The 21,071-nt window shown below is 70.0% G+C and carries 21 protein-coding genes and 1 pseudogene; 14 read left to right on the top strand and 8 right to left on the bottom strand.

All coding sequences use genetic code 11. From position 1 onward, the window contains the following. Positions 1 to 19 precede the first annotated feature (19 nt). The 5 genes from AU194_RS25430 to AU194_RS25410 are packed head-to-tail and all read left to right on the top strand — an operon-like array spanning position 20 to position 4,014. Positions 20 to 958, top strand: a complete 939-nt coding sequence (locus AU194_RS25430; RefSeq protein ID WP_059092046.1) for a DUF4129 domain-containing protein — start codon at positions 20 to 22, stop codon at positions 956 to 958. Then, a complete protein-coding gene (locus AU194_RS25425) occupies positions 955 to 1,440 on the top strand; it encodes a hypothetical protein (protein ID WP_059092045.1) in 486 nt (161 codons plus the stop codon). Before AU194_RS25430 ends, AU194_RS25425 begins: the two co-directional genes overlap by 4 nt. After that, on the top strand, positions 1,437 to 2,402 hold the full coding sequence (locus AU194_RS25420) for a MoxR family ATPase (protein ID WP_059092044.1): 966 nt from the start codon (positions 1,437 to 1,439) through the stop codon (positions 2,400 to 2,402). Before AU194_RS25425 ends, AU194_RS25420 begins: the two co-directional genes overlap by 4 nt. Further along, complete coding sequence (locus AU194_RS25415; protein ID WP_059092043.1) at positions 2,399 to 3,607, top strand: DUF58 domain-containing protein; 1,209 nt, start codon at positions 2,399 to 2,401, stop codon at positions 3,605 to 3,607. Before AU194_RS25420 ends, AU194_RS25415 begins: the two co-directional genes overlap by 4 nt. Next, complete coding sequence (locus tag AU194_RS25410) at positions 3,604 to 4,014, top strand: hypothetical protein (RefSeq protein WP_059092042.1); 411 nt, start codon at positions 3,604 to 3,606, stop codon at positions 4,012 to 4,014. The genes AU194_RS25415 and AU194_RS25410 overlap by 4 nt, the downstream gene beginning before the upstream one ends. A 48-nt stretch (positions 4,015 to 4,062) precedes the next feature. Here AU194_RS25410 and AU194_RS25405 read toward each other — a convergent pair whose 3' ends face one another. Next, positions 4,063 to 6,063, bottom strand: a complete 2,001-nt coding sequence (locus AU194_RS25405; protein ID WP_059092041.1) for a M13 family metallopeptidase — start codon at positions 6,061 to 6,063, stop codon at positions 4,063 to 4,065. A 40-nt stretch (positions 6,064 to 6,103) separates the two neighbouring features. Between AU194_RS25405 and AU194_RS25400 the strand changes: the two genes are divergently transcribed. Together AU194_RS25400 and AU194_RS25395 are read left to right on the top strand one after the other, a co-directional pair. Further along, positions 6,104 to 6,700, top strand: a complete 597-nt coding sequence (locus AU194_RS25400) for a hypothetical protein (protein ID WP_059092040.1) — start codon at positions 6,104 to 6,106, stop codon at positions 6,698 to 6,700. Further along, the gene (locus tag AU194_RS25395; protein ID WP_059092039.1) at positions 6,697 to 7,386 is read left to right on the top strand and encodes a hypothetical protein; all 690 of its coding nucleotides are present in this window, start codon (positions 6,697 to 6,699) and stop codon (positions 7,384 to 7,386) included. Before AU194_RS25400 ends, AU194_RS25395 begins: the two co-directional genes overlap by 4 nt. Positions 7,387 to 7,440: 54 nt before the next feature. On the opposite strand, the gene AU194_RS25390 is transcribed toward AU194_RS25395, so the two are convergent. From AU194_RS25390 to AU194_RS25380, 3 genes are read right to left on the bottom strand one after another with little or no spacing between them, the layout of a single operon-like run. Next, entirely contained in the window at positions 7,441 to 7,860 is a 420-nt protein-coding gene (locus AU194_RS25390) for a CoA-binding protein (protein WP_059092038.1), read from the bottom strand. A 28-nt stretch (positions 7,861 to 7,888) separates the two neighbouring features. Further along, complete coding sequence (locus AU194_RS25385; RefSeq protein ID WP_059092037.1) at positions 7,889 to 8,422, bottom strand: hypothetical protein; 534 nt, start codon at positions 8,420 to 8,422, stop codon at positions 7,889 to 7,891. Then, on the bottom strand, positions 8,419 to 11,328 hold the full coding sequence (locus tag AU194_RS25380) for an MMPL family transporter (RefSeq protein ID WP_059092036.1): 2,910 nt from the start codon (positions 11,326 to 11,328) through the stop codon (positions 8,419 to 8,421). Before AU194_RS25380 ends, AU194_RS25385 begins: the two co-directional genes overlap by 4 nt. 293 nt (positions 11,329 to 11,621) lie before the next feature. On the opposite strand from AU194_RS25380, the gene AU194_RS25375 reads away from it, so the two are divergent. The 4 genes from AU194_RS25375 to AU194_RS25360 all read left to right on the top strand — a co-directional run bounded on the left by AU194_RS25375 (position 11,622) and on the right by AU194_RS25360 (position 14,710). Next, positions 11,622 to 12,092, top strand: a complete 471-nt coding sequence (locus AU194_RS25375) for a hemophore (RefSeq protein ID WP_059092035.1) — start codon at positions 11,622 to 11,624, stop codon at positions 12,090 to 12,092. A 139-nt stretch (positions 12,093 to 12,231) separates the two neighbouring features. Continuing rightward, positions 12,232 to 12,624, top strand: coding sequence for a heme-binding protein (locus AU194_RS25370; RefSeq protein ID WP_059092061.1), 393 nt, complete (start codon positions 12,232 to 12,234; stop codon positions 12,622 to 12,624). 75 nt (positions 12,625 to 12,699) lie between these two features. After that, complete coding sequence (locus tag AU194_RS25365) at positions 12,700 to 13,368, top strand: response regulator transcription factor (protein WP_197417741.1); 669 nt, start codon at positions 12,700 to 12,702, stop codon at positions 13,366 to 13,368. Positions 13,369 to 13,372: 4 nt separating this feature from the next. Next, positions 13,373 to 14,710, top strand: a complete 1,338-nt coding sequence (locus AU194_RS25360; RefSeq protein ID WP_082698848.1) for a sensor histidine kinase KdpD — start codon at positions 13,373 to 13,375, stop codon at positions 14,708 to 14,710. On the opposite strand, the gene AU194_RS25355 is transcribed toward AU194_RS25360, so the two are convergent. Beyond that, the gene (locus AU194_RS25355; protein ID WP_059092033.1) at positions 14,698 to 15,075 is read right to left on the bottom strand and encodes a DUF3054 domain-containing protein; all 378 of its coding nucleotides are present in this window, start codon (positions 15,073 to 15,075) and stop codon (positions 14,698 to 14,700) included. The two genes, AU194_RS25360 and AU194_RS25355, sit on opposite strands and share 13 nt — an antisense overlap. A gap of 6 nt (positions 15,076 to 15,081) precedes the next feature. Continuing rightward, positions 15,082 to 16,167 (bottom strand): TIGR00374 family protein, encoded by a 1,086-nt coding sequence (locus AU194_RS25350; protein ID WP_059092032.1) that lies wholly within the window; start codon positions 16,165 to 16,167, stop codon positions 15,082 to 15,084. A gap of 96 nt (positions 16,168 to 16,263) precedes the next feature. On the opposite strand from AU194_RS25350, the gene AU194_RS25345 reads away from it, so the two are divergent. Continuing rightward, positions 16,264 to 17,409, top strand: a complete 1,146-nt coding sequence (locus AU194_RS25345) for an AI-2E family transporter (protein WP_059092031.1) — start codon at positions 16,264 to 16,266, stop codon at positions 17,407 to 17,409. Here the strand turns inward: AU194_RS25345 and AU194_RS25340 are convergent. Further along, positions 17,406 to 18,005, bottom strand: coding sequence for a sigma-70 family RNA polymerase sigma factor (locus AU194_RS25340; RefSeq protein WP_082698847.1), 600 nt, complete (start codon positions 18,003 to 18,005; stop codon positions 17,406 to 17,408). The genes AU194_RS25345 and AU194_RS25340 overlap by 4 nt on opposite strands. A gap of 226 nt (positions 18,006 to 18,231) precedes the next feature. Here AU194_RS25340 and AU194_RS25335 point away from each other — a divergent pair, with 226 nt between their 5' ends. Beyond that, positions 18,232 to 18,999, top strand: coding sequence for a response regulator transcription factor (locus AU194_RS25335; RefSeq protein ID WP_157576529.1), 768 nt, complete (start codon positions 18,232 to 18,234; stop codon positions 18,997 to 18,999). Further along, positions 18,996 to 20,537: a cell wall metabolism sensor histidine kinase WalK gene (locus AU194_RS25330; RefSeq protein ID WP_059092030.1), complete on the top strand. Its 1,542-nt coding sequence runs from the start codon at positions 18,996 to 18,998 to the stop codon at positions 20,535 to 20,537. The genes AU194_RS25335 and AU194_RS25330 overlap by 4 nt, the downstream gene beginning before the upstream one ends. On the opposite strand, the pseudogene AU194_RS25325 reads toward AU194_RS25330, so the two are convergent. Then, positions 20,538 to 21,071: pseudogene (locus AU194_RS25325) on the bottom strand (hypothetical protein); the annotation flags it as partial.

Genomic DNA, 21,071 nt, shown 5'->3' with positions numbered 1-21,071 from the left:
AGCGGGCGAGGGTCAAGCGATGCCTGGTGCCGACAAGGCGACAGCACGCGCGGTCACGGTGATCGTGCTGCTCCTCCTCGCCGGTGTCGCGTTGCGCGGGCACCTGCCCGACGCCGAACCCACCGCTGACGAACCCGCCGAACCGGGCCCCGGCCCCCTGATCGCCGTCCTGATGATGCTCGCGCTGTCGATGGCGGTGATCGCGGTCTCGGTGATCAGCCAGTCGCGCCATCCCCGGGCCCGCCCGGACCCCGCCGGCGAACTCCGCTCCGACCGTGGTGCCGACGGACGGCGCTGGACCTGGCGGATGGTGCTGGTGCTGGCCGCGGCGCTGCTGCTGTGGCTGGTGATCGTGCTCGCGCTGATGCGGGTGAGCGGATGGCTGGACCTGGCCGTCGACCAACCCGATCCACCGCCGCCCCCGGATCCGTCACCGAACGCCGACTCAGAACCGCCCGCGGAGCCGCCGCCGGCGCCCGGTCCCGCGCCGGTGTTGCTCTACTTCGCCTGCGCCGCTGCGCTTTTCGTGCTGCTGGGTGCCTTCGCCGCGGCCCGCCGCAGGGCGCGGCCCCGTCCCGTGTCCGTGAAGCCCGAGTCGGCGTACGAGGGCGCGCCGCCCGAGAGTCGGACGCAGACGCTGGCCCGCGCCGCCGAGCGCGGTCTGGTCGAGATCGGTGACCTCAGCCGCGAACCCAGGGAGGCGATCATCGCCTGCTATGCGGCGATGGAACGCGAACTGGGCAAGTCGCCCGGGGCGATCCCGCAGGACTCCGACACCCCGACCGAGGTGCTCGGCCGCGCCGTCGACCTCCGCCTGTTACGCGGGGACAGCGCAGGCGAACTCGTCGACCTGTTCGAGGAGGCCCGGTTCAGCACGCACGTGATGGGGGAGGACCACCGCGAGGCCGCGATCCGGGTGCTGCGCATGGTGTTGCGCGAACTGCAGGAGTCCGCATGACCCGGGCGGTCGCCGTCGCGCTCGTCGTGCTCATCGCCGTCGAGGGCTACGCGGTGGCCCGCCTGGACCGCGACGACGTGCTCACGGTCACCGCCGTCGTGCTCGCGGGGGCGTTGATCGCCGCCCGGATCGCGCTGACCAGTGAGCGGCCGGAAACGCGCGCCGACACCGAGGCCGACGAACGCGGCGCCGCGCTGCGCCGGTGGGTGGAGCGCACCGAGACCATGGTCGGGTGGGCGGAGGCCACCCGTGCCGACTGGGACCGGCGGCTGCGCCCGATGCTGGCGCGCCAGTTCGAGCTCGCCACTGGTCAGCGAAAAGCGAAAGACCGCAGGGCGTTTCAGGCCACCGGTCGGATGCTGTTCGGGCCGGACCTGTGGCAGTGGGTGGACCCGGAGAACGTCTCGCGCACCGGCACCGAGGAACCGGGGCCGGGGCGTGCCGCCCTCGACGAGATCCTGCGACGGCTGGAGCGCGTATGAACATGCCCGCGGCGGCCACCACCGCTCACTGCGAGGCGGTCCTCGACGCGATCGGATCGGTCGTCGTCGGCAAGCGACGCGCCCTCGATCTCATCCTGACCGCCGTGCTGGCGCGCGGCCACATCCTCATCGAGGACCTGCCCGGGCTCGGCAAGACGCTGATCGCGCGGTCGTTCGCCGCCGCCCTCGGTCTGCAGTTCACCCGCGTGCAGTTCACCCCCGACCTGCTGCCCGCCGATCTGCTCGGCTCCACCATCTACGACATGCATTCCGGCCGTTTCGAATTCCGCAAGGGTCCGATCTTCACCAACCTGCTGCTGGCCGACGAGATCAACCGCACGCCGCCGAAGACCCAGGCCGCCCTGCTCGAGGCGATGGCCGAACGCCAGGTCAGCATCGACGGCATCACCCACCCGCTACCGGCACCGTTCCTGGTACTGGCCACCGACAACCCGATCGAGTACGAGGGCACCTATCCGCTGCCGGAGGCGCAGCTGGACCGGTTCACCGTCCGGCTCGAACTGCGGTATCTCGACGGGCCCGACGAGGTGACGATGCTGCGCCGCCGCCTCGACCGCGGCTCGTCCGAGCCGACCGTGCAGCGCGTGGTCGACGGGGACGAACTCTTGGCCATGCAGGAGTCGGTCGAACAGGTCACCGTGCACGAGGACGTGCTGCGGTATGTGGTGTCGCTGGCCACCGCGTCGCGGCAACACCCGCAGATCGCCGTCGGGGTCAGCCCGCGCGCCGAACTCGACCTCGTCCAACTCGCCCGAGCCCGCGCGCTGTTGGCCGGACGCGATTACGTCATCCCCGAGGACGTGAAATCGCTGGCCGTACCCGCGCTCGCGCACCGGATCAGTCTGCGGCCGGAGATGTGGGTGCGACGGGTGCAGGGCGCCGACGTGGTCGAGGAGTTGCTGCGCCGGCTGCCGGTACCGCGCACCGGAAGCGCCACGTGAGCACACCTGTCGAACTCCGTTGGCGGGCATCGGCATTGACCCGTGCGCTGGCCACCTGCGCGGCGGTCGGGCTGATGGCGGCGTTGTTCACGACGCGGTGGGATCTGGTGGCGTTCGTCGCGCCGCTGCTGGGGGTGCTGTGCTCACTCGGCTGGCAACCGCGCCCGCCCGAGGTGCGCGTCGACAGCAGCGCCCACCTGCTGCGGTGCTTCGAGAACGAACCCGCCGTCGTCGAGGTACGGGCCGTCGCCGACGACGGCAGCACACCCGCTCTCACCGCATCAACGGTCGACGGCGCGGATATCGCGACCACGGGCGCGTTGACGGTGACCCTGACCGCGGCGCGGTGGGGCCGGTATCCGGTCCGCGCCCACGTCCGCGTCACCGGCCGCGGCGGCCTGCTCGAGGGCACCGGCGCCGCCGACGTCGCGCATGTCTGCGTGTTCCCGCTCGCCCCACCGCATTCGGTGACGATTCCGCGCGCGGATCTCCTCGACCGGCTCGGCACCCACCTCACCCGGCACCTCGGCCCCGGTGTCGAATACGCCGACATCCGCGGATACGTGCCGGGCGATCAGTTGCGGACGGTGAACTGGCCGGTCAGCGCGCGGCGGCGCAGTCTGCACGTCACCCAGCGGCTGACCGATCGGTCCGCCGACATCGTCGTCCTCGCCGACACCTACCCGCAGCCGCCGGGTCCGGCGACCGAGGCCACCGAACGGATGGCCCGCGGTGCGGTCCAGGTGGTGCAGAGCGCGCTGCGCTACGGCGACCGCGCCGGGCTGGTCACCCTCGGCAGCCGACGCACCCGGTGGCTGGGCGCCGACATCGGGCAGCGGCAGTTCTACCGCATCCTCGACGTACTTTTGAACGCCGTCGAATCCGACACCAGCACAGGAACTCTCGCCCCGCAGGCGGCTGTCCCGCCAGGCGCGATCGTGGTGGCGTTCTCGACGCTGCTGGAGACCGAGTTCGCGCTCGCGCTGATCGATCTGCGCAAACGCGGACACACCGTGATCGCTGTCGACGTGCTCGAGGGCAGCCCGCTGACGGGGGAGCGTGATCCGCTGATCGACCGGATGTGGGCGCTGCAGCGGTCGTTCATGTACCGCGACATGGGGACGATCGGCGTGGACGTGGTGTCCTGGCCCGTCGACATCACCCTCGACCAGGCGTTGGCGCTCGCACCGCGGGGGCGCCGGTGAAGACCGTGCTGCCCAGCCTGTTCGGCGCCCTCATGGTGGGGGCGGTGGCGTACGGCGCCGACGGGGCCGCGCTACCGGCCGCGGCGGCCGCCCTGGTCGCGGTGGTGGCCTCGGCGTGGTGGCGACCCGCCGCGGCGGGCGCCGTGCTGCTGAGCGTGCTGACCGCCGTCCTCGCCCCGAGTCCGCCGATGTCCACCGCGCTCGCGGGTCTGGCCGCGGCCGCCTACCTGGTGCTGCGGCACAACGACTGCCGCGCCACCCCGCCGACGATGATCACCGCCGTGACCTTCGCCGCGGTAGGCACCGCCGTCGTCGCACTGCCGGAACACATTCCGTGGTTGCCGCTGGCCGCGCCGGTGGTGCTGCTGGTCGGCTACGTGCTGGCGCTGCGCCCCTACCGCGGGTGATTCCGGTGTAATTGGTTGCGCTGACCGCAACCAACTACACCGAAACCGCTAGTTCCAGATGCGCACGCGGCGTTCGGGTTCCAGGAACAGGGCGTCGTCGGAGCCCACCTCGAACGCATCGTGGAACGAGTCGAGGTTGCGGACCACGCCGTTGCAGCGGAACTCCGGCGGGGAGTGCGGGTCGGTGGCCAGCCGCCGAACCGCCTCGGCGGTGCGGTATTTCGTGCGCCACACCTGCGCCCAGCCGAAGAACACGCGCTGCACACCGGTCAGACCGTCGATCACCGGCGCCGGCTGACCCTTCAACGAGAGCTCGTAGGCCAGCAGTGCGATCGACAGCCCGCCGAGGTCGCCGATGTTCTCGCCGACGGTGAACGCGCCATTGATGTGATGGTCCCCGGACAGCTCGCGTGGGGTGAAGGCCTCGTACTGCTCGATGAGCGCCTTCGTGCGCAGCCCGAATTCGGCCCGGTCGGTGTCGGTCCACCAGTCGACCAGGTTGCCGTCCCCGTCGTACTTGGCGCCCTGATCGTCGAACCCGTGCCCGATCTCGTGGCCGATCACCGCGCCGATACCGCCGTAGTTGGCGGCGTCGTCGGCCTCGGCGTCGAAGAACGGCGGCTGCAGAATCGCAGCGGGGAAAACGATCTCGTTCATCCCCGGGTTGTAGTAGGCGTTGACGGTCTGCGGGGTCATGAACCATTCGTCGCGGTCCACCGGGCCGCCGAGTTTGCGCACCTCGCGGTCCGAGGCCAGCTGGTAGCCGCGGCGGTAGTTGCCGTAGAGGTCGTCGCGTTCGATGACCAGCTCCGAATAGTCCTTCCACCGCGCCGGATACCCGATCTTGGGGGTGAACTTGTCGAGTTTGGCCAGCGCCTTCTCACGGGTCTCCGGCGTCATCCAGTCCAGCTGGTTGATGCTGACGCGGTATGCCTCACGCAGGTTCGCGACCAGTTCGTCCATGCGCGCCTTGGCATTCGGCGGGAAGTGCCGCTGCACGTACAGCTTGCCCAGCGCCTCGCCCATCAGGCTCTCCACCACCGACACCGCGCGCTTCCAGCGGTCGCGGATCTGCTCGGTGCCCGACAGCAGCTTGCCGTAGAACGCGAAGTCCTCGGCGACGAGGTCGTCGGTCAGCAGGAACGCGCGGCCATGGATCAGCCGCCACCGCACCCACTGCTTCCAGTCCTCGAGCGGTTCACCCGTCCAGGCCGCGGCGAACGCGGTGAGGTAGTCGGGCTGGCGCACCACGACCTCCGCGACCGCCTCCGGGGAAGTCCCCAGCGCGGAAACCCAACCCGCCCAGTCGAATCCGGGCGCCTCGGCGGTGAGGTCGGCGAACGTCCGCAGGTTGTAGGTCAGATCGGCGTCGCGGCGTTTGACCACATCCCAGTGCGCGGCGGCGAGTTTGCGCTCCAACGCCACGATCCGCTCGGCGGTGTCGGCGTGATCGGCGGCCTCACCGCCGTACACCAGCGCGAACATCGCCGCGATGTGCTTCGGGTAGGCGGCCAGGATATCGGCGTGCTGCTCGTCACGGAAGTACGACTCATCGGGCAGCCCGATCCCGGACTGGCTGAAGTGCAGCAGGTAGCGGGTCGAGTTCTTCGAATCGGTGTCGACGTAGACGCCCGCGCCGCCGCCGATGCCGGTGCGCTGCAGACCGCCGAGCACCGCGGCGAGCGCGTCGGGGCTGTCGGCGGCGTCGACGAGCGCGAGTTCGTCGAGCAGCGGCTGCACCCCCACGCGCGCCACGGTGGCCTCGTCGAGGAAGCTGGCGTACAGGTCGCCGATGCGCTGTTCGTCGGTGCCGGTTTCGGCCCCTGACTGCGCCGCGTCGGTGATGATGTCGCGGATCTGCTCCTCGGCGCGGTCGTAGAGGGTGCGGAAGGCGCCGTCGGCGGCCCGATCGGCGGGGATCTCGTATTCGGTGAGCCAGCGTCCGTTGACGTGGCCGAAGAGATCGTCCTGCGGGCGGGCCGCGGTGTCGAGGTAACTGAGGTCGATGCCGGACTTCGAGGTTGCACTCGGGGTTGCTTCTACCGTCACCCCAACATGCTGCCAGAAGCGCACCGGTACCCTCACGGCCATGCCCGACGAGCTCACCGACGAGCGTGCCGACGGCCGGGTGTTCACCGGATTCGGTATCGCCTCCGCCGTCCTGGCCGCGCTCGGCGTGGCCGCCGTGGTGCTGGCCGTCATGATCTGGTCGGGACACCGCGCCGACGCCGACGAACGCGCCTACCAGACCCGGGTGCTGCAGGCCGCCGCGGACTGGACGAACGTGCTGGTCAACATGAACAAAGACACCGTCGACGCCAGCATGCAGCGGTTGCACGAGAACACCATCGGCGACCTCAACGCCGACTTCGACTCGGCCGTCGAGCCGTACCGCCAACTCGTGCAGCGATTGCAGACCCGCACCAAGGGCCAGGTCGACTCGGTGTCGATCGAATCGCTGTACCACCCGGCGCCCGGCCCCGACGGCGGTCCGGCACCGGCCGCCCAGCCGGATCCGCAGCTGTCGGCGTTCGCCTCCCGCACCGACACCGTGCTGGTGGTCGCGACGTCGCTGAGCGAGAACGCCGGCAGCAAGGAACCCCAGACCGTGCGCTGGACGCTGCGCCTGGACGTCTCCGACGTCGACGGGAAGCTGATGATCTCCCGGCTGGAGCCGATCCGATGAGGAACCGGCTGCGGGTGCTGGTCTTCGACGCGCTGGCGCCGCTGGCCGCAATCGCCGGTCTGCTGTACATCGGGCTGGCGCTCGGTTGGCCGCTGTGGTGGGTGTCGGTGTGTTCGGTGCTGTGCCTGCTGATCGTGCAGGCCGTGATCGTCGACGTCGTGCTGTGGCGGCGCGACGGGGTCACCGTCGGCACCGACGACGACGCGCCAGGGGTGCGGTTGGCGGTCATGGGGGTGGCCGCCGCCGCGCTGATCGCCGCCGTCGCCGTGGGCTACTGGCGCTGGACGGTGCCCGACCGCGCCTTCACCGCGGACAGCGCCGAGGTGGTGCGCATCGCCAGCAGTGTCGCCGAGGCCACCGCGACGTTCTCCCCGCAGAGCCCGACCGCCTCGATCGACCGGGCGGCGGCGCAGATGGTGCCCGAGCGGGCGCAGGCGTTCAAGGACGAGTTCGCCGGTGTCGCCCAGGAGTTGACCAGCAAGAACGTCTCCGCTCAGGCCAGCACGGTGTCGGCCGGTGTGGAGGCGATCGGACCCGAGGTGGCCAGCGTCGCGGTGGTGCTGCGCGGAACGCAGAGCGTGCCGGGCAAACCCGTCGACAATGCGGTGCTCGCGCTGCGGGTCGCGCTGTCGAAGACCGACGGCCAGTGGAAGGTCGAGGACGTCACCCCGATCCACGCCCGGTGATTTGGGCGCGCTCACGTGCGCTGAGCGTACGAAAGCGCGCCGAAATCGCCCTGGCTACAGCAGCCGCGCGTAGTCGACCTTGAGGCAGCGGTCCATCACGACCTGCAGCCCCGCGGCGGTGCCCTCCCGGGCGACGTCCTCGTCCCACAGGCCCTGCTGCAACCACAGCGTCTTCGCCCCGACCGCGATGGTCTCCTTCAGCACGCCGGGCAGCTCACTGCTGCGGCGGAAGACGTCGACCATGTCGGGGACGACGGGCAGGTCGGCCAGCGACGGGTACACCGGGGTGCCGTCGATCTCGCTGACAGTCGGGTTGACCAGGTAGAGCTCGAAGTGGCTGGCCGAGCGCAGGTAATCCCAGACGCCGTAGCTCGGCCGCATCGGGTTCGCCGACGCGCCCACCACCGCGACGGTGCGGGTCTCGCGCATGATGCGCCGGAGGTCGTCGTGTTCCGGTTCGATCCACTCGGTCATGAGACGGGCATTCCCGTTCGGACGGGGATCAACGCTCATTGTTGGCGCGCTGCGCGCGGATCTTCGCGAACCGCTCCGACAGCCGGCCCATCCGGATCATCAGCGACGCGGTCGGGCTGACCTCACCGTCGAGGTAGCTCTGGAACTCCTCGACCGTCACGCCGATGCGTGAGGCGAACTCCGGGGCGCCGAGCCCGGACCGGTTCAGCAGCAGCTGGACGTGGTGGCCGACCTCGGTGCGTTCGGCGGCCGCCATCTGCTCCCGGGTCCGGCTGAGCACCTCGGCCAGCGCCTTGGACACCCCGTAGGGCCGCGTCTTCTCCAGCACCTCCTCGACCTGCCGGGCGGTGCGGCCGTACGGATCGCGTTTGATCGCGGTCACGATGCGCTGCCACACCGTGAGGTCGTCGGTCTCCAGGGCGTCGCGGATCGCGGCGGTCGACCAGAACTCCACCGGGCGGTCGTCGATCTTCGCGCGCCGGGTCGCCGCGGTGATCGGTCGCGTCGCCGCGGAATAAGTAGCGTCGCGGTGGGTCTCCCGCGCGTCGCTGGTCAACGTCACCTCGCCTCCTCGAGCATTGCCACGGCCACCGACAGACAGCGCTGCCTGACCGTCGTCCAGTCGGACTCCGCGTCCGGGTCCGACATCGCGTCGTCGTGCTCATCGGACGGCTGCGGATCGGCCAGGCGGCGCACCAACTGGGTCGCCACCCACTGCTTTTGCGGCTGTTCACCACAGTAATACCGGTCCATTCCGGACAGCACGAGCGCCGCGGTCTGAGTCTCCATGGAATCGACCAGCTCGGCGAACTCGGCGTAGTCGCGGCTGCTGTTGCGGCACATGAGCAGGTAACTCTTCAGCCGTAGCGTCTCCGCACCCGTCGGGATCTGCAGCCGGTCGCCGGTCGGCAGCTGCACGTTCGTGGTCTCCACCGGGGTGCGCCGGGTCACCGGTGCGCGGTCGGTCTCGGCCTCGGTCTGCAGGGCGTCGAGCGCCACCTGCAGGCGGCCGCGCCACAGCGTCACCGGATGCACGGGCAGCGTGGTGCGCACCGTCGCGCCGTCGTGCCCGTTGCGGCCCCGGCGGCCGGTGCGCAGCTTGACCGTCTGGTCGCCGCCGTTGGGGGCGACCATGCGAGTCTTGATCGGCTGGCAGCCGCTGAACGCCAGCGGGTCGGCGACGGTGACGGTGGCGGGCGCCAGCGTCTTCATTCGGGCCGCGGACTTCACCATGCCGCGCAGATCGGCGCCCGACGGCCCGAGCGCGGAGATGTCGTCGGGGATGATCACCAGGTCGTCGATCTGCACCTTGGGCAGCGGCTTCTCGAAGTCCACCGACGGCAGGATCTTGTCGAGCCACCGCGGCAGCCACCAGTTCCACCGGTCGAACATCGCCATCAGCGCGGGTACCAGCACCAGCCGCACGATCGTGGCGTCCACGGCGATCGCCACCGCGCACGCCACCCCCAACTGCGCGACCAGCGGCATACCGGCGAACGCGAACCCGATGAACACCGCGATCATGATCAGCGCCGCGCTGGTGATGGTGCGGGCGCTGGTGGACACGCCGTAGGCGACCGCGTCGCGGGTGTTGCCGGTCTGCAGGAAGCGTTCCCGGATGCGGGTCAGCAGGAAGATCTCGTAGTCCATCGACAGGCCGAACGTCATCGCCAGCACCAGCGGCGGGATCGTGCTGTCCAGCGACGGCAGCCGTTCGAAACCCAGCGCTTCGAGCCAGCCCCACTGGAACACCGCGACCAGGGAACCGTACGCGGCGGCGACCGACAGCACGGTCATCAGCACACCCTTGAGCGCGAGCACCACCGAGCGGATCGAGATCAGCAGCATCAGGAACGCGATCAGCGCGACGAACCCGAACACCAGCGGCTGGGTCACGCTGACCCGGTCGTCGAAGTCCTTGATCAGCGCGGTGGGTCCGCCCACGTCGACCGAGGTGTTGGGTCCGGCCGTCGAGGGCAGGTTGGCGCGCATCCAGTCGACGGTCTCGCGGGCGCCCATGTTCTCGGGGTCGACGGTGAGCACCGCCGACAGCAGCGCGCTGCGATCGTCGTCGCCGAACACCGCCGGCGACACCGACTGCACGTTGGGCGCCTTGGTCATCTCGGCGCGTACCGCCTCGATCGTCGGCCCCTGGGATTCGGCCTGACCGTCGGGGAACGTCACCAGCACCCGCACCGGGCCGAGCGCACCGGGCCCGAGCGCCTCGGCCGCCGCGTTCACACCGCCCCGGATCTCGTGGGTGGGCTCGAACTGCCGCTGCATGCTGTTGCCGAGCACCATCATGAACGCCGGCGCCGCCATCGCGAGCAGCACCAGCGCGGCCGCCGTGGCGGCCACCCACGGTCGGCGCATCACCCAGCCGGTCCAGCGCGTCCAGAACCGGGACTGGGTGGTGTCGGGCCGGCGGGAGAAGTGTAGGTACGACGAGCGTTTGGCGGCGGCCCGCCCGAACGTCGCGAGCACCGCGGGCGTCAGCGTCGTCGAAGTGAGCACCGCGATCGCGACCGCGAGGATCGCGCCGGTCGCCATCGACGTCAGCACCGGGGTGTTGATGAGGTAGATGCCGGTGACCGAGGCGATCACGGTCATCCCGGACAGCAGCACCGCCAGCCCGGAGGTCGCCATCGCGGCGTCGGCGGCCTGTTCGGGGTTGCGGCCGGCGCGCAGTTCCTCCCGGAACCGCATCAGGATGAACAACGAATAGTCCACCGCCAGCGCGATGCCGAACATCGACACCGTCGACGCCACGAACACCGACATCGTGGTGACCGTCGACAGCAGATAGACCACGCCCATCGTCACCGCGACCGTGCACACCCCGAGCAGCAGCGGCATCGCCGCGGCGGCCAGCGAGCCGAACACCGCGAGCAGCACGATCATCACGATCGGCAGGTTCCACTGTTCGGCCTGCGCGATGTCGGTCTTGATGGCCGCCGACGCGGCCGCCCCGAGCGCGCCCTGCCCGATGACGTACGTCTTCACCCGGCCGTCGCGGAACTCGCCGGGTTCCTCACCGCTGATGCCGATCCGCTTGCGCAGATCCTTGGCGACGTCGGTGGCGCCGGTGTTGTCGAAATCCAGCGACAGGGTGATGACGTAGGGCCGGTCGGGCTGGGGTGCGGGCTGCTGCGGGTTGGGGGTGATCTTGACGCTGGGCACCTGGGCGGCGATCTGCTCAAGATGCGCGACGGCGGCGTTCATATCGTCGTAGGAGGCGTCGGCGCGCGGCGCGGCGACCAGTGCCAGCGGGGAGGCGCCTTGATCGGGGTAGTGATCCTCGAGTTCGTACTGCACGTGCAGCGACTGCGAACCCTCGACCTCGAAACCGCCGCCGGTGAGGTTCGACGAATGGTTCAGCGCGAGGTAGATCGCGGGCACCAGCAGCAGTACCCAAGCGCCGAAGACCGCCCAGCGGAGTCTGCGCAGGTTGCTGCTCAAGCGCATCATGAACTGCTGGATGGTGTCTCCCCCAGATCTTCCTGGCGTGTCCCGGGCTGTCTTTGCGAGAGCGTACCGCAGCGTGCGGTAGGGTAGCGCACCCTCGATCAAGCTGCGAGCAAGCTGTGACCTGCCCTGATTCCGATCTTGTCGGGGGTGGGCGCCCCGCTGGATTGGCGGGGGCCGTCGCATCGATGGCAGGATGGCGCCCGACTGTCCATGCGTCGGGGGACCACTTGGGACGTCCGCCGCTGACGATGCGAGTTGCCCGGCGGGACGTTCTGACACCGCCGAGGAGCGTGATGAACAAGAAGATCGTCCTGCCCGTGTCCGCGATCGCCGCCGCGGGCGGTATCGGGGCCGCGGCGTTCACCGGGTTCCCGCTGCCCGCCACGCCTGCGACCGCGGCGCCGGATCCATGTGCGGCCAGCCAGGTCGCCAAGACCGTCGCCACCGTGGCCACCAACACCTCGAACTATCTCGCCGCCAATCCCGAGGCGGATCAGGCGTTGACCACCATCGCCCAGCAGCAGGCGGGTCCGGCCTCCCTCGCGACGCTCAAAACCTACTTCGACGCCAATCCGACGGTCGCATCCGACCTGCAGAAGCTGCAGCAGCCGCTGACCAATCTGTCCGGGCGGTGCAAGCTGCCGGTCACCATCCCGCAGGTGCTCGGTCTCGTCCAGGCCGCGCAGGGACAGGCGACCGCACCGGCGGCGCCCGCGGCGCCCGCTGCGCCGGTCGCGCCTGTGGCCTCGACCACACCCCGCTGACCTCGGTACTCTGTCAAATCAGACTTTTTCCCTGCTCTTTACGGTTAAGGCAAGAACTTCTCCGAAACTTCTGATTAGCTGTGTGCGGCGATAACCAATCGTGGTTTCGGCCTTCTGGATCAGACGAAGGAGCATGTCCATGTTGCTTCCTGCCCGTACCGCACGTCGTGTGGTCGCCGGGGTCACCGGCGCCGGCGCGGTCACCGGTGTGCTGCTGTTCGGTGCGCTTCCCGCCGCGATGGCCCAACCGGCGCCGCTGCCCCCCAACTGCACCGCCGCCGATCTGGCCGGCGTGGCTTCCGGGGTCTCGGCGTCGACGTCGGCCTATTTGTTCACCCATCCACCGGTGAACGACTTCTTCACCAGCCTCGAGGGCCTCCCGCGGGATGAAATCAAGCCCAAGGTCGAGGACTACCTGAACGCCAACCCACAGGTGAAGGCCGAACTCACGGGGATCCGTCAGCCGCTGACCGATCTGAAGGCCCGTTGCGGTACCGCGACGCCGCCCGAAGACGACGTCGACACACCGTAGCCCCGGGTGCGGGCTGCAACCGGGGAACAACAGCCCGAGCGAACAGTGCAGGAAACCACCGGCCGAACGGTGTTGATGGTCGACGACGATCCGGATGTCCGCACGTCCGTCGCACGCGGACTGCGGCATTCGGGGTTCGACGTGCGCGTCGCCGCGGACGGTAAAGAAGCGCTGCGGATGCTGTCGGCCGAATCGCACGACGCGTTGGTGCTCGACGTGCAGATGCCCGAACTCGACGGTGTCGCCGTGGTGACGGCCCTGCGCGCGCTCGGCAACGACATCCCCATCTGCGTGCTCTCGGCGCGCGACACCGTCAACGACCGCATCGCGGGACTCGAGGCGGGCGCCGACGATTACCTCACCAAACCGTTCGACCTGGGCGAGCTGGTGGCCCGGCTGCATGCGCTGCTGCGCCGGGCCAGCCACTCCGACAAACCGTCGGACACGATGACGGTGGGGCCGTTGACCATCGACACCGCCCGCCGGTTGGTGTTCGTCGATGGTGAGCGGGTCGACCTGACCAAACGGGAATTCGATCTGCTCGCCGTGCTCGCGGAGAACAACGGTGTGGTGCTGTCGCGCCAACGGCTACTCGAACTGGTCTGGGGTTACGACTTCGACGTCGACACGAACGTCGCCGACGTGTTCATCTCCTACCTGCGGCGCAAACTCGAACGCGACGGGCTGCCGCGGGTGATCCACACCGTCCGCGGGATCGGATACGTGCTGCGGGACGAGCCCTAAGGTCGTGCGGCTGCCCCGATTCCTGCGCTCGGCCTCACTGCGCACCCGGGTGGCGGTGGCGTCCGCGGCCGCGGCGTCGGCCGTCGTCGCGGCGTTCACGATCCTCACCTCGGTGGTGCTGGCCAACAACGACGAGGCCCAGCTCGACCGCAGGCTCGACTCGATCGTCGACGCCAGCATGTATCCCGAGCAGCTACAGGACCCGCGCCGCGGGGTACTGACGACGGGCCGCGACCGCACCAGCGGTCAGGTGGTGTTCCAGCGCGGCTTCCAGCTGCCGAAACTGCCACCCGGCACCGAGACCGTCCAGGTGAACAGCGTCGACTACCGGGTGCGCACGCTGGTCGTCGACCAGGAGGGCGGCGTGCTGGTGTCGATCGGCATCCGCGCCGACAGCATCCTGCTCAGCGCGGGCCGCATCCCCGAGTACGTGATCGTCGGTTTGGTGACGGTGTTCATCGCGGGCGGGCTGGGCTGGCTGTTGGCCGGTCCGGCGATCCGGCCGCTGCGCAAACTGACCGAACACACCTCCGAACTCGGCAAGGGCACCGACGAGATGCCCGAGGTGCGGGGTGCGCGTGAGGCCGAGGAGCTGTCCGAGGCGATGTCGGCGATGCTGCGCCGGCTGGCCGCCGCTCAGCAGGCGACGACGAACTCGCTGCAGGCCGCGCAGGATTTCGCGGCCAACGCCGCCCATGAGTTGCGCACCCCGCTCACCGCGATGCGCGCCGATCTGGACACGCTGCGTATCCACGATCTGCCCGCCGACGAACGCGCCGAGGTGGTCGCGGACCTGTCCCGGGCACAGCGCCGGGTCGAGGCCATCATCACCGCACTCGGTCAGCTGGCGTCCGGGCAGCTCGCCCAGGTCGCCGACCAGGAGCCGATCGACGTCACCGACACCCTCGACCGGGTGGCGCGCGAGAACATGCGCGCCGCGCCGAACGTGGAGATCGTCGTCGAGGCCGAGGAGCTCGGCACGGTGGTGGGGTGGCCGGACGGGTTGCGGCTGGCCATCGACAATCTGGTGCGCAACGCGATCACCCACGGCGGTGCGTCCCGGGTGGTGTTGACCGCCCAGCGCAACAAGGAGTGGCTCACGATCATCGTCGACGACAACGGCCGTGGGCTGCCGGCCGACGAGCACGAGACGGTGCTCGGGCGGTTCCGCCGCGGCAGTACTGCGGCACCCGGCGGCTCCGGTCTCGGGCTGGCGCTCGTCGCGCAGCAGGCCGAACTGCACGGCGGCGCGGTCCAGCTGTCCGACAGCCCGCTCGGCGGGTTGCGCGCCACGCTGACGGTGTCGACCGCACGCGACGGCGGAGATCCTCAGCTGCGCTGAATCTGCCTGTGCCGCAACGCCGTCACGACACCGCGCCACCCGAGCAGCAGCAGTGCGGTGACCAGTGAGGCGACGATTACGAAGCTCACCGCGACGCCTTGGCCGCTCAGCTTGCGCAGCACCATGCCGACCGCGACCGTGCTCACCCAGATCAGCACGCCGGTGGGGGTGAGGGCCAGCGGCCTGCGCCAGGCGCGCGAGGCCAGCCACCCGACGGCGGTGCCCGCGAGGAACGGCCACGCGGTCTCGGCGATACCCGCGACGGTCAGTCCCTCGGCGTGGCTGCGCCGCCCGATCGTGCAGAACACCACCACGCAGACCAGGTCGGCCAGCAGGGCGAGTGCGGGGGTGCGGCGGTCAGGCATGCGGGGTCACGTCCATCCGGGTTTCTCGTCGGGTGCGGAGTCGGGGTCGAGCGAGTTCTCGGTGCGGAACATGAAGAAGAACACCACCCACCCGATGGCGGCCAGGAAGATCCAGCTGACCAGTCGGTAGATGAGCATCGCCGAGATCGCACCCGCCAGCGTCATCCCGCTCGACACCAGCCCGGGCACCAGCACCGCCTCCACGACCAGCAGGCCGCCCGGCATCAACGGGATGGTGCCGACGGCGCGGGCGGCGGCGTAGGCGACAGTCAGCCCGGCCAGCGACGGGTGACCGCCCGCGGCGTAACACGCGAACGCCAGGCACGCCACGTCGGCGATCCAGTTGAACAGCGACCACCCGAACGCCATGCCCAGGTCGCGCCGGCCCAACTGCACGGATTCCAGCTGCGCCAACAGTTCCCGCCACTTCGCCAGCCCGGTGTCGACGGGTTTGTTGCGCAGCGAGTTGAACCGGGAGAGCAGGCGTACGCCGATGCCGTCGATCAGGTCCGGCCGTCCGGCCACGGCCTGGGCGAGGACCAGCAGCGCCGCGAACCCGCCGAGGGTGAAGATCAGCGACAGGGGGTTCTTGCTGGCGCCGAGGAGGAACGCGCCGCCGAGGCCGAGCAGCGCAAGGCCCACGCCCTGCAGCACCCCCGACATCACCAGCTGCCACGACGCCACCACGGGGCTGGCACCCCACAGCCGCTGCTGCCGGTAGAGGAAGGTCGCCGAGAGCACCGGCCCGCCCGGCATCGTCGTGCTCAGCGCGTTGCCCGCGTAGTACGCGGCCTCGGACCGCCACTGCCGCAGGTGCACGCCGGCCGACCGGAGCAGGGTGCGTTGGATCTGGGCGAAGCTGTGCATCGAGGCGAGCGAGGCGACGACCGCGGCCAGCACCCACCACCAGTTGGCGGAGATGAGGCTCTTCCACGCCTTGGCCAGCTGGTCCCACACCAGCACCACTTCGACGGTGAGCACGGCCACCGCGACGGCGATGACCGTCCACCGGACCCACCAGTACTTACCGCGGGTGGCTCCGTCGGTGTCGGTCCGTCCTCGCTTGGCGTTCGCCGCAGCGTCGTGGGACACGCCCTACAGACTAACGGTGCCCCCACAGGGATCCGACTGCCCGCGCGGGCGCGTTGCCGCACGGTTACCTGCGGTGACGCCGGTTACGCTCGTCGCATGTCAGAGCGTGTGTTCTCGGACGATCAGTCGGTTTCGCCGCTCGTCCGGAAGGCGGCCGCGTGGTCGTGGCGGCTGCTGGTCATCGGCGTTGCGCTGTTCGCGGTGCTGTGGCTGATCAGACGCCTCGAGATTCTCGTCGTGCCGGTGGCGCTGGCGACCATGCTCGCCGCGCTGCTGATGCCCGCGGTCGACTTCCTCGACCGCAGGGGCGCACCCCGCGGCGGCGCGGTGGCGTTGGTGCTGCTCAGCGGTATCGCGGTCGTGGGCGGTCTGCTGACCTTCGTGGTGAGCCAGTTCATCGAGGGCATGCCCGCCCTCGGGGAACAGGTCACCCGCAGCATCGACGGGATGCGGGTCTGGCTGGTCGAGGGGCCGCTGAACCTGAGCCGCGATCAGATCGACAACGCGGGCAACGCCGCGATCGAGGCGGTCCGCAACAACCAGGAACGGCTGACCAGCGGCGCGTTGTCCACGGCGGGCACCATCACCGAGATCGTCACCGGCGCGCTGCTGGTGTTGTTCACACTGATCTTCCTGCTGCACGGCGGCCGCAACATCTTCGCGTTCGTCACCCGGATCTTCCCCGACAACGTGCGCGAGCGGGTGCGCGGCGCCGGGCGTGCGGGGTTCCATTCGCTGATCGGCTACGTGCGGGCCACGTTCCTGGTCGCACTCGTCGACGCGATCGGCATCGGCACGGGTCTGGCGATCATGGGGGTGCCGCTGGCGCTGCCGCTGGCCTCGCTGGTGTTCCTGGGCGCCTTCGTCCCGCTCGTCGGTGCCGTCGTCACCGGCTTCCTCGCGGTGATCGTCGCGCTGCTGACCAAGGGTCTGGTGTACGCGTTGATCACGCTCGGCCTGATCCTGGCGGTTCAGCAGCTCGAAGGTCACGTGCTGCAGCCGCTGGTGATGGGACGCGCGGTGTCGATCCACCCGCTGGCGGTGGTGCTGGCGATCGCGGGCGGCGGCGTGCTGGCGGGCATCGTCGGCGCGCTGCTCGCCGTGCCCGCCGTCGCGTTCCTCAACAGCGCGATCCGGGTGCTGCTCGCCCGCGATCAGCGCGCCGAGGTGCGGGAGCTCGAGGCCGACGACGGACCGCGTGTGCAGGCGGAGCCCGACGAGATCGACGAGAAAGTCGACTAAGCGGCCCTGACCAGCCGACGGCGGCGGGCGGTGTCACCCAACTGTGCGCGCAGCTGCCGGCGCGCCCGGTGCAGGCGGGACATCACGGTGCCCAACGGTGTGCCCATCATCCGGGCGACGGCCGCGTACGGGTGGCCCTCGACATCCGCCAGGTAGACCACCATCCGGAACTCGTCGCTCAGGGTGGCCATGGCCGATAGCACCTCTGAATCGGGTTGTCCGGCAAGGTAACTGACCTCGGCCGAGGCGGCACTCGAGCTCGTGGCCTCCGCGCCGACCTCGTCGATCGGGACCTCGGTGGGGCGGCGCTGCGCGGCCCGGTGGTTGTTGATCCAGGTGTTCTTGAGGATGTGGTGCATCCACGCCCGGGAGTTCGTGCCTCGTTCGAACGTGCCGAAGCTCCGGTAGGCGCGGACCAGCGTGTCCTGGACCAGGTCTTCGGCATCGCCGGTGCGGCCGGTCAGCCGCATCGCGGCGCGGAGCAGTTCGGGGCGAAGAGGCAGGACGATCCTGCCGAAATCGTCTGCGTCAGAAGGGCTTTGGCTGGCGCGTGCGATGCTGGTGAGTGAGGGGTCGTGTGTCGCTGCGAGATTCATGTGTCCGACGGTAGGAGCGGTTCGCGGCCGGGTCGGCGTTCTCACATGGAACGCATAGATGTCGGAATGCGTTGCGGCAGAACAAATATGAATTTTCTATGAGTCGGGTCGGCGGTGTCGGGCGGTCGCTACCATGCCGGATGGTTCGATGCCCCGGTTGCGCCGTTTCTAAGAGATATCTATGAGGACCGAGACAGGTGCGTCGCGCGGCGTGACAATGGGTGCCATGACGTCCGCGCCCGTCAACGAGCACCAACCCCGGCGCGCGATCCTTGGCCGGCTGCCCCGGATGTACCGCGCCGACGGGTCCGCGATCCGCGTGCTGCTCGTCGATGACGAACGCGCGCTGACGAACCTCGTCCGGATGGCCCTGCAGTACGAGGGGTGGGAGATCGACGTCGCCCACGACGCCGCCGAAGCCGTCGAGAAGTACCAGGCCAACACCCCCGACGTCCTGGTGCTCGACATCATGCTGCCCGACACCGACGGCCTCGGAGTGCTGGCCCGGATCCGCGAATCCGGCACCTACACCCCGACCCTGTTCCTCACCGCCCGCGATTCGGTGGCCGACCGGGTGACCGGGCTGACCGCCGGCGGCGACGACTACATGACGAAGCCGTTCTCGCTCGAGGAACTCGTCGCCCGGTTGCGGGGACTGCTGCGCCGCACCGCGTACCTCACCCCCGCCGACAACGAGTCACTGCGCGTCGGGGACCTCACCCTCGACGCCGCCAGCCACGAGGTGACCCGCGGCGGTGAACCGATCTCGTTGACCTCCACCGAGTTCGAACTGCTCCGCTTCCTGATGCGTCATCCGCGCCGGGCGTTGAGCCGCGACGAGATCCTGCGCCGGGTGTGGGAGTACGACTTCGGCGGACGGACGAGCATCGTCGACCTCTACGTCTCGTATCTGCGCAAGAAGGTCGACGCCGACCGCGATCCGATGATCCACACCGTGCGCGGCGTCGGTTACATGTTGCGGCCGCCGGGATGAAACGTCTGTGGCAGAGCTGGACGCTGCGCCGGCAACTCGTCGTCGGGGTCTCGGCGGTGGTCGTGGTCACGCTGGTGACGTTCGGGACGATGTCGGTGCTGAGCCTGCGGTCGTCGGTGCTCGGCATCATCGACGACCAGCTGGCCACCAGCGCCGAGGGTTTCAGCCAGTCGGTGACCAAGTACCGGACCACCCCCGTCGAGCAGGGAGAACTGCCGCCGCCGGGCGCGATGAAACCGCTGACCCATCTGATCGGGCAGGCGCCGGACAACGTCGTCGCGCTGATCCAGGACGGCCGAGTGGTCGACTCCGCGCACTTCGTCGACGGGGAGGCGGTCCCGGCCCCGCCCGCGGTGGTGGACGCCATCGCGGGGATGTCGTGGACGGGCGCCGGACCGCGCACGGTGAAACTGCCCGATCTGGGCTGGTACCGGATGACGAGCCGCCCCGGCGACGGTGACGAGATCATGGTGACCGGGGTGTCCCGGGCGCCGGCGTGGGATGCGATGGTGCGGGAGACGGCGATCGTGGCGGGGTTGACGGTTGTCGCGCTGCTGGTCACCGCACTGAGCACGATCGCGATCGTCCGGTACGCGCTGCGCCCGCTGCGCCGGGTCGCGGCGACCGCCGCCGAGGTCGCGACGCTGCCGTTGGACCGCGACCACCACACGATCACCCCGCGCGTGGACGCCCGTGACACCGACCCGCGTACGGAGGTCGGGCGCGTCGGCGAGACTCTCAATCGGCTGCTCGACCACGTCGAACAGGCGCTGGCCGACGTGGCGGCGTCCGACCGGCGGATGCGGCAGTTCATCACCGACGCCAGCCACGAACTCCGCACCCCGCTGGCCGCGATCCACGGCTATGCCGAGCTCACCCGTCAGGACGCCGCGGTGCTCCCTGAGACCACCGAGTACTCGCTGGCCCGCATCGAATCCGAGGCGCGCCGGATGAACGCGCTGGTCGCCGACCTGCTGCTGTTGGCCCGGCTCGACGAGGGGCAGGACCTCGACGCCGGCGACGTCTGCCTCACCGAGATCGTCGTCGACGCGGTCAACGACGCCGCCGCAGCCGCACCCACGCATCGCTGGCGGACACACCTGCCGGACACCGCGGTGTGGGTGCGCGGTGACCGGGCGCGGCTACACCAGGCCCTGGCCAACCTGCTGTCGAACGCGCGGGTGCACACGCCGGAGGGAACCACGGTGACGACCGCCCTGCGGACGGTCGACGGCTCCACGGAGGTGACCGTCAGCGACGACGGCCCCGGAATCGCGCCCGACCTGCTGCCGCACCTATTCGAGCGGTTCGTGCGCGCCGACAAGTCGCGGTCGCGGCAGGCGGGCAGCTTCGGCCTGGGACTGTCGATCACCGCGTCGATCGTCGAGGCGCACGACGGTGCCATCTCCGCGCGATCCGACGGGCACGCGACGACGTTCGCGATTCGCCTGCCCGCACTCCCGCGCGAGCGTGCGCAGACTGCTGAAGAAACCCCGGCGTTTCGGGTACAGACACGCACGCTCGCGCAGAGGGGGTGACTACATCCGGCCTTCGCGGCGCAGCAGATCCGCGGCGCTCATCCCGCCGCCGCGACGCTTCTGCTGTTCGGGAGTGTCGAGCTTCTGCGTCGACTCCGGCTCGGACGGATCCTTGGGCGCCTGGAACTTCGTCGTCGCATCATCGTCGGCGTCGGCCTCGGGGGGCTGCGGACGCTGCACCGGGATCGCCGTCGTCGGCTCGTTGCCCTCGGGTTCGGGCTGCGGCCCACCCGCGCGCATCGCGGTCGTCGGATCGGCCGACGGCTGCGGCGGTCGGGGCGGTCGCCCCCCGCCGGAACCGGCTGGACCGCCACGGAGTTCCCCGAGCCAGGACTCGATCTCGCGCTCTTCCCGCCTCGGCGCCGGACCGGTCGGGCGAGGCGCCCGCGGCGACGACGCCGTGTTGACCGCACCGCGCACCGCGTTCTTGGCCATCGACAGCCGCGTCGTCGGCGGCTCCTGACCGGGGGCGGGTCGGTTCGCCGGGATGCGGGTGGTGCCCGTAGCCGAAGGACCGTTCACCCGGGGCGGGCC

The sequence above is a fragment of the Mycobacterium sp. GA-2829 genome, assembly GCF_001499965.1.
Lineage (GTDB): Bacteria > Actinomycetota > Actinomycetes > Mycobacteriales > Mycobacteriaceae > Mycobacterium.
This window is presented reverse-complemented; position numbering and strand designations above follow the sequence as displayed.

Bases quoted from the DNA above. Each gene is read 5' to 3' on its own strand.
- AU194_RS25430 (WP_059092046.1), top strand. From the start codon at position 20: ATGCCTGGTGCCGACAAGGCGACAGCACGCGCGGTCACGGTGATCGTG.
- AU194_RS25425 (WP_059092045.1), top strand. From the start codon at position 955: ATGACCCGGGCGGTCGCCGTCGCGCTCGTCGTGCTCATCGCCGTCGAG.
- AU194_RS25420 (WP_059092044.1), top strand. From the start codon at position 1,437: ATGAACATGCCCGCGGCGGCCACCACCGCTCACTGCGAGGCGGTCCTC.
- AU194_RS25400 (WP_059092040.1), top strand. From the start codon at position 6,104: ATGCCCGACGAGCTCACCGACGAGCGTGCCGACGGCCGGGTGTTCACC.
- AU194_RS25395 (WP_059092039.1), top strand. From the start codon at position 6,697: ATGAGGAACCGGCTGCGGGTGCTGGTCTTCGACGCGCTGGCGCCGCTG.
- AU194_RS25390 (WP_059092038.1), bottom strand. From the start codon at position 7,860: ATGACCGAGTGGATCGAACCGGAACACGACGACCTCCGGCGCATCATG.
- AU194_RS25380 (WP_059092036.1), bottom strand. From the start codon at position 11,328: ATGATGCGCTTGAGCAGCAACCTGCGCAGACTCCGCTGGGCGGTCTTC.
- AU194_RS25375 (WP_059092035.1), top strand. From the start codon at position 11,622: ATGAACAAGAAGATCGTCCTGCCCGTGTCCGCGATCGCCGCCGCGGGC.
- AU194_RS25370 (WP_059092061.1), top strand. From the start codon at position 12,232: ATGTTGCTTCCTGCCCGTACCGCACGTCGTGTGGTCGCCGGGGTCACC.
- AU194_RS25365 (WP_197417741.1), top strand. From the start codon at position 12,700: ATGGTCGACGACGATCCGGATGTCCGCACGTCCGTCGCACGCGGACTG.
- AU194_RS25355 (WP_059092033.1), bottom strand. From the start codon at position 15,075: ATGCCTGACCGCCGCACCCCCGCACTCGCCCTGCTGGCCGACCTGGTC.
- AU194_RS25345 (WP_059092031.1), top strand. From the start codon at position 16,264: ATGTCAGAGCGTGTGTTCTCGGACGATCAGTCGGTTTCGCCGCTCGTC.
- AU194_RS25340 (WP_082698847.1), bottom strand. From the start codon at position 18,005: ATGAATCTCGCAGCGACACACGACCCCTCACTCACCAGCATCGCACGC.
- AU194_RS25335 (WP_157576529.1), top strand. From the start codon at position 18,232: ATGACGTCCGCGCCCGTCAACGAGCACCAACCCCGGCGCGCGATCCTT.
- AU194_RS25330 (WP_059092030.1), top strand. From the start codon at position 18,996: ATGAAACGTCTGTGGCAGAGCTGGACGCTGCGCCGGCAACTCGTCGTC.